At 65.6% G+C, this 13,933-nt stretch carries 10 protein-coding genes; 5 read left to right on the top strand and 5 right to left on the bottom strand.

All coding sequences use genetic code 11. The features are described 5' to 3' along the window. Positions 1-24 precede the first annotated feature (24 nt). The 3 genes from ACFXN1_RS11720 to ACFXN1_RS11730 all read right to left on the bottom strand — a co-directional run bounded on the left by ACFXN1_RS11720 (position 25) and on the right by ACFXN1_RS11730 (position 5,286). Positions 25-1,110 carry a HoxN/HupN/NixA family nickel/cobalt transporter gene (locus ACFXN1_RS11720; RefSeq protein ID WP_379436772.1) on the bottom strand — a complete coding sequence of 362 codons (1,086 nt, stop codon included), beginning with the start codon at positions 1,108-1,110 and terminating at the stop codon, positions 25-27. Positions 1,111-1,257: 147 nt separating this feature from the next. Continuing rightward, positions 1,258-1,941 (bottom strand): PAS and ANTAR domain-containing protein, encoded by a 684-nt coding sequence (locus tag ACFXN1_RS11725; protein WP_379396226.1) that lies wholly within the window; start codon positions 1,939-1,941, stop codon positions 1,258-1,260. 75 nt (positions 1,942-2,016) lie between these two features. Next, on the bottom strand, positions 2,017-5,286 hold the full coding sequence (locus ACFXN1_RS11730) for a protein kinase (protein ID WP_379436774.1): 3,270 nt from the start codon (positions 5,284-5,286) through the stop codon (positions 2,017-2,019). A 378-nt stretch (positions 5,287-5,664) separates the two neighbouring features. Here ACFXN1_RS11730 and ACFXN1_RS11735 point away from each other — a divergent pair, with 378 nt between their 5' ends. The 4 genes from ACFXN1_RS11735 to ACFXN1_RS11750 all read left to right on the top strand — a co-directional run bounded on the left by ACFXN1_RS11735 (position 5,665) and on the right by ACFXN1_RS11750 (position 10,050). Then, complete coding sequence (locus tag ACFXN1_RS11735; RefSeq protein WP_379436775.1) at positions 5,665-6,174, top strand: transglycosylase SLT domain-containing protein; 510 nt, start codon at positions 5,665-5,667, stop codon at positions 6,172-6,174. Positions 6,175-6,801: 627 nt separating this feature from the next. Then, a complete protein-coding gene (locus ACFXN1_RS11740; protein ID WP_354844137.1) occupies positions 6,802-7,374 on the top strand; it encodes an NADPH-dependent FMN reductase in 573 nt (190 codons plus the stop codon). A 100-nt stretch (positions 7,375-7,474) separates the two neighbouring features. Continuing rightward, entirely contained in the window at positions 7,475-8,860 is a 1,386-nt protein-coding gene (locus ACFXN1_RS11745; protein ID WP_379436777.1) for a mercuric reductase, read from the top strand. A 95-nt stretch (positions 8,861-8,955) separates the two neighbouring features. Beyond that, complete coding sequence (locus tag ACFXN1_RS11750) at positions 8,956-10,050, top strand: Gfo/Idh/MocA family protein (RefSeq protein ID WP_379436779.1); 1,095 nt, start codon at positions 8,956-8,958, stop codon at positions 10,048-10,050. Between the two features lie 29 nt (positions 10,051-10,079). Here the strand turns inward: ACFXN1_RS11750 and ACFXN1_RS11755 are convergent, their stop codons facing one another. Then, positions 10,080-11,585 carry a catalase gene (locus tag ACFXN1_RS11755; protein ID WP_379436780.1) on the bottom strand — a complete coding sequence of 502 codons (1,506 nt, stop codon included), beginning with the start codon at positions 11,583-11,585 and terminating at the stop codon, positions 10,080-10,082. Between the two features lie 343 nt (positions 11,586-11,928). Further along, positions 11,929-12,669, bottom strand: coding sequence for an SDR family NAD(P)-dependent oxidoreductase (locus ACFXN1_RS11760; RefSeq protein ID WP_379436782.1), 741 nt, complete (start codon positions 12,667-12,669; stop codon positions 11,929-11,931). Between the two features lie 423 nt (positions 12,670-13,092). On the opposite strand from ACFXN1_RS11760, the gene ACFXN1_RS11765 reads away from it, so the two are divergent. Beyond that, positions 13,093-13,758 carry an alpha/beta fold hydrolase gene (locus ACFXN1_RS11765; RefSeq protein WP_379436784.1) on the top strand — a complete coding sequence of 222 codons (666 nt, stop codon included), beginning with the start codon at positions 13,093-13,095 and terminating at the stop codon, positions 13,756-13,758. Positions 13,759-13,933: the final 175 nt, after the last annotated feature.

A 13,933-nucleotide genomic window follows, 5' to 3' on the forward strand; every position in this document is an offset into this window, starting at 1 on the left:
CGCACACCACCTCACCCCTGCGGTTCATTGCCCGGCTTCAGGTTGCCGCGCGGTGGTCCACTTTTCCTCGAGGCCACCGTAGTGCCAGGTCAGCAGGGCAATGGCCCAGGTGAGGACGAACAGGCCGACCACGAGGAAACCGACCACATTGAGGTCGAGTCCGCCGACCCAATCCCAGACGCCGCCGGTCCAGCCCAATTGGCCGACGAGCAGGCCGAGCAGCTCGATGGTGCCGATGATCAGGGCGACCGCGACGGACAGCGCCGTGACGGTGATGTTGTAGTAGACCCTGCGCACGGGTTTGGCGAAAGCCCATCCGTAGGCGAAGTTCATGAAGCCGCCGTCGACAGTGTCCAGCAGGCTCATACCGGCGGCGAACAGAATCGGCAGACACAGAATCGCGTACCAGGGCAGGCCCACCGCCGCGCTGGTGCCGGCCAATACCAGCAGCGCGACCTCGGTGGCGGTGTCGAAGCCGAGACCGAACAGCAGCCCGATCGGATACATCTGCCAGGACTTCGTCACCGACCTCGTCACCGGCCCGAGCAGCCGATTCACCAGACCACGCTGTGCCAGCTGCTGCTCCAGCTCGGCCTCGTCGTGGCCGCCGCCGCGCATGCGCCCGAAGACCCGCAGAATACCCACCAGCACAACGAGATTCAGGATCGCGATGAGGTAGAGGAACGTCCCGGATACCGTCGTGCCGATCAGTCCGGTGTAGTGATGCAGGGCCGAGGAGTCGTTCTCGATCGGCCCGGCAATGACCCGCACGCCCATCGAGAGCAGCAGGGCCAGCACGAAGACGACCGTGGAATGTCCGAGAGAGAAGAAGAATCCCACCGACAGCGGACGTTGCCCATCGTGCATGAGCTTGCGCGTGGTGTTGTCGATGGCAGCGATGTGGTCGGCGTCGAACGCATGCCGCATACCCAGGGTGTACGCGGTCAGGCCGACTCCGATGCCGAGGGTGCGGTCACCGACGCTGAGATGCTGCGGGGCGACGAGCGCGACCAGCGTGAACCAGCCCAGCACATGCAGGCCGACGATCATCCCGGCCATCGCAGCCATTTGCAGCGATTCCTGCCGGGTCAGTGCCAGGGGCTTCGTCAACGCGCGAAAGGGCCTGCGCTGCTGCGTTGTTGATGCCACGATCTGCCAATCGACGCACACCGAACCCTCTGACGGTAAACCCGCGCTCGCCGGTGCTGCAACCGACTGTTCGCGTACCGCGGGGCGCGGCCCGGAAACCGCTGACCGTCATTGCTCAGGTACTCGCTCGTGGGCGGTCAGCAGCAGGTGGTCGAAGTGGGTGCGAATCGGCTTCGCCGCGTCCGCCAGAGCTTGCAGGTCCTCCATCAATTGCGCGGCCAGGGCACGCAGCTTGGTGTTGGTCTCCTGCGATCGCCAGGCGAGCACCCGGAACGCCGCCTCGGCGCTGACACCGTAGACCAGCATGATCGCGCCCTTGGCCTGCTCGATCACCGCACGCGCGGCATACAGCTCGGGCAGGCTGTCGTCGAGAGCCTCCTGACGGTGCTCAGCCAGCGCATCGGTCACGTCGATGTAGAAACCGGCCGATCCGACAACCCGATCCTGGCCGTCGACCATCTGATCACCCACCACGATCACGTCGTGCACGTTCCCGCCGGTATCGATGATGCGGTGGCGGCTCGAGAACGGCAGCGCATCGTTCACCGAACGCGCGATCATGCTCGCGACCTGGACACGATCCTCGGGATGCTTGTGCGAGAGCAGCAGATCAGTGGTCGGCGACACCGCGCCCGGCGGGTAGCCGTGCATCACCGCCACCTCATCGGACCACTCCCACCGCTGGTCACCGAACCAGAAGCGAAAGCTACCGACGCTCTGCGGGCGACCCGCGCCCATCACCCGTCCGAGGATCTGCGCATCGTCCGGAGGGGCCTCGCCGCCTTGGGTCACAGCCGAATTATCCGTTGCCGCACCGGCACGGGGAGCAGTTCGACACGGCCGACACCACAGCGAGACGCCGGCCGGTCATCCCGGACTGCCGCCGGAATTTTCCGCAGCCCACGCCGCTATCTGGGCGCGCGAGGTGAAACCCAATTTGGCCAGGATGTGTTCGACGTGCCCCTGTGCGGTGCGTTGTGAGATCACCAGACGTGACGCGATCGCCCTGTTCGTCAGGCCTTCCGCGACGAGGTCGGCGACCTGCCGTTCACGTTTCGTCAGCTGCTGCGGCGAACTATCGGGTGCGGGGGACGGCTCGTCGAGCGCGAGCCGTACGGCCGAGTCGAGACTCATCGCGGAACCTTCCTGGCGGGCCCGGTCGAAGGCTCGTGCGCCGAGCGCCTGCCGGCTGCTCCGCATGCACTCGGTACGGTATGCGAGCAGATCACGGACCATGAGCGTCGCGGTGCCGGCGAGGCGCCCCAACTTGTCCGCTGCGCCCATCAGGACCGCCGCACGGCGAGGTTCGTTCCGGTCGGCGGCAATCCAGGCCAGCGTCTCCAGACAACCCGCGGCCACGAGCGGATCGGATGTCAGTGCGGACAGCCGAACGCCTTCCTCCAGCAGGTGCTTGGCGCGTTCGACGTCGCCGTCGCGCCAGACGGCGAAGCCCGCCGCGAACAACGCCCATGAGCGATAGATCGTTTCGCCGCAGGCTGCTGTCGTGGCGAGCGTCTTCTCATGGCAGGCGACGGCCCGGGCAGCATCACCGCCCAGGGCGTAGGCCCAGCCGAGGGACAGTTGAGCGTCCAACTGCATTCCGAGCTCACCGCACGCCTCGTAACTGCGGACCACATCGGTCAGCAGGGCAACCGCGTCGGACTCGCCGACATTGCCGCGGGCGAGCGCCTGATTTGCCTCGGCGTGGTTGACCAAGGCTCCGACCAGCGGTTCCACTGTCTGCTCGGCGAGTACGCGGAGCTCCGTGAACCGGTCGTTCGCGGTCTGCAGGTCGCCGGTCAAACCCGCGATCGTGCCGGCGGCGAACAGTGCCCTGGCTCGGTCCGTGGTCCGGCCGTCGAGCGAATGGCCGAGCACGCGCTCATACCAGCGACGGCCCTCATGCAGCCGCCCCCGCAAGCCCCAGAAAAGGTACAGGTTCGTGGTCATCCCGAGCCCGCCTTCCTCGGACTCGGACAGGCTGAAGTCCAATGCCTCTCGAAGATTCGGCAGTTCCCGCTCGAGCCGGGCAACCCAATCCAGTTGATGCGGGCCGATGAAATTGGCGCCGGCCTCGCGTACCAGTTGTTCGCACCAGTCCCGATGCCGCCGGTGCAGGTCCGGGAACCGACCGGACTCCTCGGCCTTCTCCCGGCCGAATTCCTGCACCGTCTCGAGCATCCGGAAGCGCACCGCCCCCTCGGCTTCCTGCCGGACCAGGATCGATTTGTCCACCAGCGCGGACAAGGTATCGAGCACCTGGGACTCGGTCATGTCATCGGCGCACACCTGCTCGACGGCGTCGAGTTCGAAGCCGCCGGCGAACACCGACAAGCAAGCCCACAGCCGCTTCTCGTCGGGTGTGCACAGGTCATAGCTCCAATTGACGCAGTACCACAGCGTCTGCTGCCGCTTCGGCGTTCCCCGGCCACCCCGGGTCAACAGGGCGTAGCGGTCTGTGAGCCGGGTCTGGATCTGCTCGACCGACATCGTGCGCAGGCGCGCCGCGGCCAGCTCGATCGCCAACGGCAATCCGTCCAGCCTGGTGCAGATCTGGGCAATGGCACGCTGGTTCGCTTCGGTCATCTCGAATCCCGGCACCGCCGCGGCGGCGCGTTCGACGAACAGTGCCACCGCGTGGGAGTGCGCCAGCGCCCGCTCATTGGTCGAATCGGGAATCCCGAGCGGCTGAACCGGATACACGGTTTCCCCGCCGATCCCCAGTGCCTCCCGGCTCGTGGCCAGGATTCGCACATTCGGACACGCCCGCAGCAGCGCCTCCGACAGCTTCGCGGCCGCGTCGACCACGTGCTCACAGTTGTCCAGCACCAGCAGCAGCTCATAGGGTTCCAGCGCCTCCACCAGCGTGTCGAGCACGGATATGACACCTTGGCTTCGTATCCCGAAGACAGCGGCCACCGCATCGGCCAGCAGAGCGTCATCGCGCAGCTCCGCCAACTCGACCAGCCACGCCCCGTTCGCGAACCTCTGCCGGACCTTGTGCGCGACTCGCTGTGCGAGCCTTGACTTTCCGACCCCGCCGATCCCGGTCAGGGTCACCAGACGCGACCCTGGCAGCAGATTACCGACCTCGGACAACTGGGTCCGTCGATCGACGAAGCTGGTCAGCTCGAGCGGCAGATTCCCCGTCCCCTCGTGCAATCCGTCGCTGCGAATACGCGGAACTCCTTGCGGCCCTGACGGTTCCGAACTCACCAGCGATTCGGATTCGGAGCCCGATTCGTCGCGCACCGCCATCTCGTCGACCGCGAAACCGTGCTCTCGCTGTATTCGGCGCAGTTGCTCGCCCAACAGCGTTGCGGTAGGCCGGTGGTGCGGGTCGCGAGACATCGCCGCCTCGATCACTGCGCGTACGTCCCAGGGGACACCGATTTCACAGCGGTCGGGATTCGAGGGGCCGGTGATCCGTACGAACTGGGTCGCCGCCGGCTCACCGCGGCCGCGTTCGGACCCGACCTGGCCGGTGAGAGCACCGAGCAAGGTGGCTCCCAGCCCGTAGACATCCGAGCCATGGCTGGGTGCCTGTCCACCGAGCACCTCGGGCGCGGTGAAGGCCGGCGAGCTGGCGATGAGGTCGGCATCGGTCTCGAACTCGTCGGAGACGTGGGCGAGACCGAAGTCGGTCAACGCCGGCTCGTCGTAGTCGGTGAGCAGAATGTTCGCCGGCCTGATATCGCGGTGGAGAACTCCCGCTCGATGTGCGGATTCCAGCGCCCCCGCGATCCTCACCCCGATGTGAAGCGCGTCCGTGAGAGGCAGCCGACCGTCGTCGCGGATACGTTCAGCCAGCGAGCCTCGGGAAAAATACGGCATGACCAGATAGGGACGACCGCTGCCCGTTTGCCCGACCTCGAACATGCTGACAATGTTCGGATGCCCGGTGAGGCGACCCATTGCCCGCTGCTCGCGGAAGAAACGCTCCCGGTCCTGCTCCAGTTCACCGGTGAGGACCTTCACCGCCACCGTGCGGTCAACGGCAACCTGGGTGCATCGGTAAACAGCCCCGAGACCGCTCCGCCCGATCTCATGGGCGTCGTCGAACCCGGCAGCGCTCAGCTCCGTGACGACGTCGGGACCGGCATCACGCTGCGTTTCGATTGGAACACTTTCAGCCATCGGTAACTCGTAATTCGCAGCAGCGGACACCAGCAAGAATATCCCTGCGCGAGTGGTCAGACCATCACGAAAAATGCTCGCGACCGGCCGTGACCGCACTCCGTGGATGCTGTTGGTGCCCGGGTGGCAAACTCTGCCATTCCCGACACGGGTGCCGGCCGGTGCGGCGGATCGAGCCGAGAGCCGGAAAAGGGGTGAGTCCCGGAAATAGGTATGTCTCCGGGAGATCGGCCGTCGTGCCGACACAGGCCCGCAACCAATGCTGTCTTCACTGCCGACGCGGCCAATTCCCCCGGAAACGCCGCCAGGGCTCTTTCGCCCCGCAGGTCGCAACGGAGCGACATGTGCCCGGCACCGAAATTCCCGAGGAGGAACTCAATGGCCACCGGACCCCGTCCCCGCACCCGGACCGCCCGCCGTCTCGCCGTCTACGCCCTGGCAGCCGCATCATTGACGATCACGGCAACCGCCCAGGCATCGGCACTCGTCCCGCAAACACCGGCACAGACTGTTCCGGCAGCCATGAGTCTTTCCGGCACGAAGATTTCGGCCGAGTCCGGCGTGTACGGTTCCGACCTCGACGGCTGGATCCGCCAAGCACTGGATATCATGGCCGCACAAGGCATCCCGGGCAGCTACGACGCCATCCACCGCAACATCATGCGCGAATCCGGCGGAGACCCCGGCGCCATCAACCTCTACGACACCAACGCAGCCAGCGGCACCCCATCCAAAGGCCTACTCCAGGTCATCGACCCAACCTTCCAGGCCTACCACGTCGCCGGAACCTCCTGGGACATCTACGACCCCGTAGCCAACATCACCGCCGCCTGCAACTACGCAGCCGCCCGCTACGGCTCCATGGACAACGTCAACTCCGCATACTGATCGTCGATAACCCGGATCCCCGCTCGGACTCCCGATGGCCCCGACCGCCGCGGTGCGGGGTACACGATCGTCATGCCTGCCAGAACATCTCGATATCGACTCTGAACGGGTGTCAGGTCCGGCTCGCTGCTCGCTGGGTGATGTCATGGGGTTGACGCGCCTTCGATACGTCGCCGCCAAGATCCAACCGACGGCCGAGCCACTCTCGTCGAATCGACACCGGCCGGAATGGCCTTACGCAGCCGCATCGAGCAACTGTGGACAGACCTCGAAACCGACACGGTCGGCGACATGAGCACGAGCCAGCAACGACAGCTGCTCCGCGCCTTGGCGAAACTCGAGACGAACCTGTCCTCAACCACATCCATCCGCAACACCACCGACTGAATCGACGCCGGGGAGGTCTCGCAGTTCTGGCGAATCTTGTTGGGGCGGCATCGGATTCGCAGGGCGATCGGGACCGCACCCGGAAAGAGTCCTTCCGATCCGACCGGCGGCGTCCGATACCCGGACGACGCGACCGCTGTGAAGTGCTACGTTGACCCTGCACTCCCGTCGAAACCGCCATGCGTCAACGACGCCAGGCGCTCCGTTCAGTATCGGAAATCTCTGGTCAGGAGGCATCGCGTGAGTACCTATACCGTCGGCTACATCATCGGCAGTCTGTCCAAGGAATCTATCAACCGGATCCTGTCCAAGGCCCTGATCCGGCTCTCACCACCACAGTTGACGTTCACCGAGATTCCGATCAAGGATCTGCCGCTCTACAACCACGACTACGACGCCGACTACCCGCCCGAGGGCCGGGCACTCAAGGCGGCCATCACCGCCGTCGACGCACTGCTGTTCGTGACGCCGGAGTACAACCGCTCGATCCCGGGCGCGCTGAAGAACGCCATCGACTGGGCCAGCCGCCCGTGGGGCGACAATTCGTTCACCCTCAAGCCATCCGCCGTCATCGGCGCCTCGCCGGGCAAGATCGGCACCGCGATTGCTCAGCTCAGCCTGCGCAGTGTCCTGGGCTACTGCAATTCCCCGCAGATGACTTCCCCGGAGGCCTACATCCAGTTCCGCCCGGATGTCTTCACCCCGGACGGCGATGTCCTCGACGACTCGACGAGGCAGTTCCTCACCCGGTTCATGGCGGATTTCAGCGCTTTCATCGACAGCGTCCACGGCGTGGTCCCCCAGCTCGGCTGACCGATTCGCGCGGCCGGTCGCGCATGCGTGCCGTGCCGGTGGTTTCCCTGCCGCCGCGACCGACCCGCCCGGCTCAACGAGGACGAGGGGAGAAGACGTAATGGCCGATGAGCCCTACGGCACGATCGTGATCGGAGCCAGCCAGGGCGGCCGGTTCCTTCCCGTCGAGCTGGCGAAGGCGGGCCAGAAGGTAGCGCTGGTCGAGCGTGGCCAACTCGGCGGTGTCTGCGTGAACATCGGGTGCACCCCGACCAAGACGATGGTCGCCAGTGCCCGCCTCGCCCACCAGGCGCGCCGGGCCGCGGAGTACGGCGTGCGGATCGGTCCGGTATCGGTGGACGTGGCCGCGGTGCGCGAGCGCAAACGGGCCATGGTCGTCGGAGCGCAGCAGAACTACGCGAGCCGCCTGGCGCAGGACGGGCTCGACCTGATCGAAGGCGAGGCTCATTTCACCGGGCCGAAGTCGGTCGAGGTCGCCTCGACCGACGGCGGGAGGCAGCAGATCAGCGCACCGGTGATCGTCATCGACACGGGCGCCCGGCCCAAGCCGCTGGCGATCCCCGGCGCGGACCATGTCCCCGTGCTCGATTCGACGTCGATCATGGAGTTGGACGAGCTCCCGGAGCACCTGATCATCGTCGGCGGCGGCTACATCGGGCTGGAGTTCGGGCAGATGTTCCGCCGGTTCGGCAGCGAGGTCACCATCGTCCAACACGCCGCGCACCTGCTGACGCGCGAGGACGAGGACGTCTCCGACGAGGTCGCCGCTCTCTTGCGCGATGACGGGATCACGGTCTCGACCTCGTCGACGCCGGTCCGGGTCGAGCCGACCGACGGCGGTCACCTGCGGCTGACCGTTCGCACGGACGACGGTGAGCGACCGCTCGAAGGCTCACACCTGCTCTCGGCCATCGGCCGCATCCCGAACACGGAGGCGCTGACCCCCGAGGTGGCCGGCGTCCGTCTCGACGACCACGGCTTCGTCGAGGTCGATGAGTACCTGAACACCACCGTGCTCGGCGTCTGCGCGATGGGAGACGTCACGCCCGGCCCGGCCTTCACCCACTCTTCCTACGACGATTACCGCATTCTGCACGCCAACCTGATCGGGCACGAGAAGGCGAGCACACGGGACCGGATCGTCCCATACACGGTGTTCATCGACCCGCAGCTCGGCCGCGTCGGCATGACCGAGCACGAAGCAAGGGCGAACGGACACGCAATTCGGGTGGCGAAGCTCCCGATGAGCGCCGTCATCCGGGCCATCGAGACCGGGGAGACGCGCGGCTTCATGAAGGCCGTCGTCGACGCGGACAACGGGCAGATCCTGGGCTGCGCAGTCCTCGGCAGTGAAGGCGGCGAGATCATGACCATGATCCAGGTCGCCATGCTGGGCAAGCTCACCCACACCGCCATGGCCGACGCGATCTTCACCCACCCGCTCCTGGCCGAAGGCCTCAACACCCTCTTCACGATGTTCGCCTGAGCCGTGTCGGGGCATGCGGAGGGGCACAACCCCAACCCAAAGGGCCTACGGCTCAGGGCAACTCGTGAAATATGGAGAGGTAGCGTGAGGATGCCATGACGGGGCCGCTGCGCGTCGGTGTCATCGGCGCCAACCCGAATCGCAGCTGGGCCAAGGATTCCCACATCCCGGCACTGCACAGCCTCCAGGACGTGCAGCTGGCGGCGGTGGCCACCACCAGCCGTGCCAGCGCCGACGCCGCCGCGGCGGCGTTCGGTGTGCGCGCGGCCTACGACGATCCCTTCGCCCTCATTGCGGCGTCCGACATCGACATCGTCTCGGTGTGCGTAAAGGTGCCGTATCACCGCGACCTGGTTCTCGCGGCCCTTGCGGCGGACAAGCACGTGTACTGCGAGTGGCCGCTCGGGCGCGACCGCACCGAAGCCGCCGAGCTGGCCGCCGCCGCGCGGGCCCATGCATCGCACGTGGCAATCGGCCTGCAGGCCCACATGAGCCCGGCCGCGCGTCGCGCCGCCGAGTTGATCGCCGCCGGCGCGATCGGGCGACCGTTGACCGCCCGGATTCTTTCCAGCACTGCCGGTTTCGGGCCGCGCCTACCGGCGGTATACACCTACCTCAACAAGATCGAGAGCGGCGCCAACCTGATCACGGTCTTGGGTGGTCACACCCTGGACCTGGCGATCCTGGTACTCGGCGGAATCGACAGCCTCGATGCCCTCACCACCCTGCAGTACCCAACCGTCACGCTCACCGACACCGGCGAGCAGATCCAGCGAACCGCACCCGACCACCTACTGGTACAGGCACGCATGATCAGCGGCTGCGCCCTGGCCGTCGAAGTCGCCGGCAACCGACCACCCCACACACCGTTCACGTTCGAAGTTGTTGGCACCGACGGAGGAATCCTGCTAGCCGGCGGTAATCCGAACGGCTTCCAGGTGGGTCGGCTCACCCTCAGCCTCAACGGCGAGCGCCAACAGCTTGACGAGCCCCCCGACACGCTGCCGGACGCTGCGGTCAATGTGGTGGCAATGTATTGCGCGCTGGCCCGCGACATCACCTGCGGTGAACACACCACCCCCGATTTCGACCACGCCCTGCGCTTGACCCATCTGCTCGATGACGCCGTGCAGTCATCCAACACGGGTCTCCGTGCTACACAGCAGGACTGGCCCATGGGCGACTCTTGACCGAACGCATCCATCGCGGATCGCCGAAACTATTTCGTGTGGCCGACCTTCGGTCGCTCTGCGGCAGTCGGTTCGTGTTGCGCCTGCTTGGCCCGTACTCCTCGTTCGACTCGGTCACCGAGTTCCTCGTCGATGTTGCGCAGGTATACGAACGCCCTCGTGAGCACGGGTTGACTCACTCCGTCGAACAGGTGCGCGACGATGTTGTCGACCAGTCGTGTCCTGGCGTTGTCGTCGAGAACCGTCCGGACCAGGGTGCGAGCCTGTCCCCAATCGTCGTCGTCCGCGCGCAGCGTGTAGGCGGTTCGCACCATCTCGCCGTCGGCGTACCAACCTGCAGACGGTCCCGCTACAGCGGGATCGGCGTGCGGTCCGCCCTTCGAGTTGGGCACATACACCGGATCGCCGGGGTTGTGGTGGCGCATGGCGCCGTCTTTCGCCCACGATCGGACCTCGGCGCCGTGTGGCGAATTGACCGGTAGCTCTTTGTAATTGATGCCTATCCGGTGCCGGTGGGCATCGGCATAGGAGAACCAGCGCCCGAGCAGCATCTTGTCGGGGCTGGGGCCCGTGCCGGGTACTGCGTTGCTGGGCTCGAATGCCGCTTCTTCGATGTCGGTGAAGTAGTTGGCCGGGTTGCGATTCAAGGTCATCGTGCCGACGTCGATCAGCGGATAATCACCGTGTGGCCATACCTTGGTGAGATCGAAGGGGTTGTAGCGGTAGGTCTTCGCGTCGTCGAATGGCATGATCTGCATCTTCAGTGTCCAGCTCGGATACTCACCGCGTTCGATCGCTTTCCACAGATCACGCTGGTGGTAGTCCATGTCGATCGAGACCATGTGATCGGCTTCGTGCTGGGTGAGGAACTTGATGCCCTGATCGGTCTTGAAGTGGTACTTCACCCAGAACCGTTCGCCCGCAGCGTTGATCCACAGATAGGTGTGGCTGGAGTACCCGTTCATGTGCTGGAAGGTGGCCGGGATGCCGCGATCGCCCATCAGCCAGGTCACCTGGTGCGCCGATTCCGGTGACAGCGTCCAGAAATCCCACTGCATGTCGTTGTCGCGCAGATTGTTGTCGGCGCGGCGCTTCTGTGACCGGATGAAGTCCTGGAACTTCATCGGATCTCGCACGAAGAAGACGGGTGTGTTATTGCCGACCAGGTCGAAATTGCCCTGCTCGGTGTAGAACCTCACCGCGAACCCACGCAGATCCCGCACGGTGTCGGGATATCCCTGTTCGCCGGCGACGGCGGAAAACCGCACCAGCACTTCGGTTTGCGTGCCGGGCTGGAACACAGCGGCCTTGGTGTAGGCACTGACATCGTGGGTCACTTCGAATGTGCCGAACGCCCCGCCGCCTTTGGCATGCGGTTGCCGTTCCGCCAGGCGCTCACGATTGAACGACGCCATCTTTTCGATCAGATACGCGTCGTTCAGCAAGATCGGGCCATCCGGGCCAACTGTCAGGGAATGGTCATCACTGGGTGCCGGAATTCCGGCGGCATCGGTTGTGTAGTTCGGCTCAGACATCTCTCTCCTTGTCCACAGACATAGAGCGACGGCCACATGGTCGTGGGTCGGTGTCCTTCACGGCACCGCGGACAACCCGGCCGCGCTCAGGCGGCGAGCACGAGTCGAGTGCTCGTGTCGAGACCAAGACGCATACAGACGCGACGGGTGCTTCTAGAGAGTCATGAACACCGTGGCAGCCTGCGAATCGACACCGCGAAGCAGTCCAGTATCTGCCACGACCAACCGTCCCGTCGTGCTCCAATTCGATCACGTCCGGGAGACCCTTTCAACCCACCCGGCTACCGGTGGGCACCGATACACCACTGGGCACATGAGTCCGGGTACCACCGGCTCGCAGGGGCTAGATCGCGATGCGCCCGCCGTCGACCGGCAGTATCGCGCCGTACACGTAGCCTGCTCGACTGCCGGCCAGGAAGGCGATGGCCTCGGCGATCTCCTCCGGTGTTCCCGGCCGTCCCGCGGGCGTGGTCGCCGCCAGCTCGTCGAGGCCCTCGAATGCCGCGGTGCCCTCGGTGCGGATGGGTCCGGGGCTGACCGCGTTGACCCGCACCCCGCGGGGCCCGTACTCAGCGGTCCACGCCTTGGTCAGCAACGCCACCGCGGCCTTGCTGGACCCGTACAGGCTCATCCCGGACGCACCGAATTCGGCGGCCATAGTGGTCACGTTGACGATCGCGCCGTGGCCTCGCTCAGCCATCTGGGGGGCGAGTTCGGCCACCAGGAAATACGGTGCCTTGACGTTGACTGCATATACCGCGTCGAAATCGGCTTCTGTCGTCTGTTCCGTCGGGCCGAACGGGTAGATGCCCGCGTTGTTGACCAGGACATCGATCTTGCCGAGCCGGGTGACCGCGTCACGGGCCAGCACTTGCGCGGATGCCTTGTCGCGCAGATCCGCCGGGATGAACACCGCTGTGCCACCGAACGCCTCGATCTCGGCGACCACCTGCTTGCCGCGCTGCTCGTCGCGCCCCGACAGCGCCACCCGTGCACCGCACCGCGCCAATGTCAGCGCGGTGGCGCGCCCGATTCCGCTGGTGCCGCCGGTCACCAACGCAGAGACTCCAGACAGTTCCGACATCGGATCTCCTCACTTCGTGATTGATCAGATCGAACCGTTTGCCCGGCATCGGGGACGTCGCCAATGCCGCTGTCGACTACGGCCATTTCCTCGGGCAGTCGCGGACGTTCTGCACCGCATCAGGTTCCGGGCTCCCGACTCCAGCGCGACCGGCTCCAACCCGCATACCGGTCCTTCGGACAAGCCACATCCCGGACCCACCCATCAGGCTAGCCCCGCCGCGGCAACGATGTCTCGACCTCCGGGGGAGCCAGGAGCGGATGGTTACACCTCTGACTGTCTGTCATCTGCTGATCGCTCCAGTGTCGCCGATATACGTCAAATGACGGATGCCTCAGCTGTCGCGCGCTTTATATTCGGTTGTGCCGTATGGCAATTCACTCGCAAAGGGAGAGTTCGAATGACTGCGCAGACAAGACCGTCGTGCTGGCTCACGGTGGCTTCGTCGATGGTGCCGGATGGCGGGGTGTCTATGACGAGCTGACCCGGGATGGGTTCGAGGTGCGGGTGGTGCAGAACCCGACCAAGTCGCTGGAGGACGACGCCGCGACCACCCGTCAGGTGCTCGACGAAATCGACGGCCCGGTCGTGCTGGTCGGGCATTCCTATGGTGGGGCGGTCATCACCGAGGCCGGGACGCACGAGAAGGTGGCCGCGCTGGTGTACATCACCGCGTTCGCACCGGACAAGGGCGAATCGGTGAACACGCTGCTCGCCACCTTCCCGCAGGACGGCCCGCAGCCGCCGATCCTGCCGCCGGTGCAGGGGTATCTGTTCCTGGACCGGGCCAAGTTCCCGGATTCCTTCGCCGGTGACCTTGCCGCGCAGGATGCCAAGTTCCTGGCCGACTCCCAGGTGCCGTGGGGTGTGGAAGCGCTCGGCGGGGCCATCAGCGAGGCCGCTTGGCGGTCCAAGCCCAGCTGGTACCTGCACGTCACCGAGGACAAGATGATTCCGCCCGCGGCACAGGCATCCATGGCCGAACGTATCGGCGCGACCGTGGCCGAAACGCCTGGCAGCCATGCCATTTACGTGTCCCGCCCCGAAGTGGTCGCCGCCATCATCCGAAACGCGGCCGAAGCCGTCTGACCCAGCGGTCAGCGATGACAGGCTGTCGGCTGCACGGTCGAGTGGGGCCGACAGCGCACGCGTGATCCTAGCGCCGGCAATCCCGACCGAATCCGGTCCCAGTGGGCGGTATCAGCGGCACGACGACGACCGTTTCACCGCAACGTATCTGAAGAAGCTCCCTCACCACCCACCC

The sequence above is a fragment of the Nocardia sp. NPDC059154 genome (assembly GCF_042755705.1).
Classification (GTDB): domain Bacteria; phylum Actinomycetota; class Actinomycetes; order Mycobacteriales; family Mycobacteriaceae; genus Nocardia.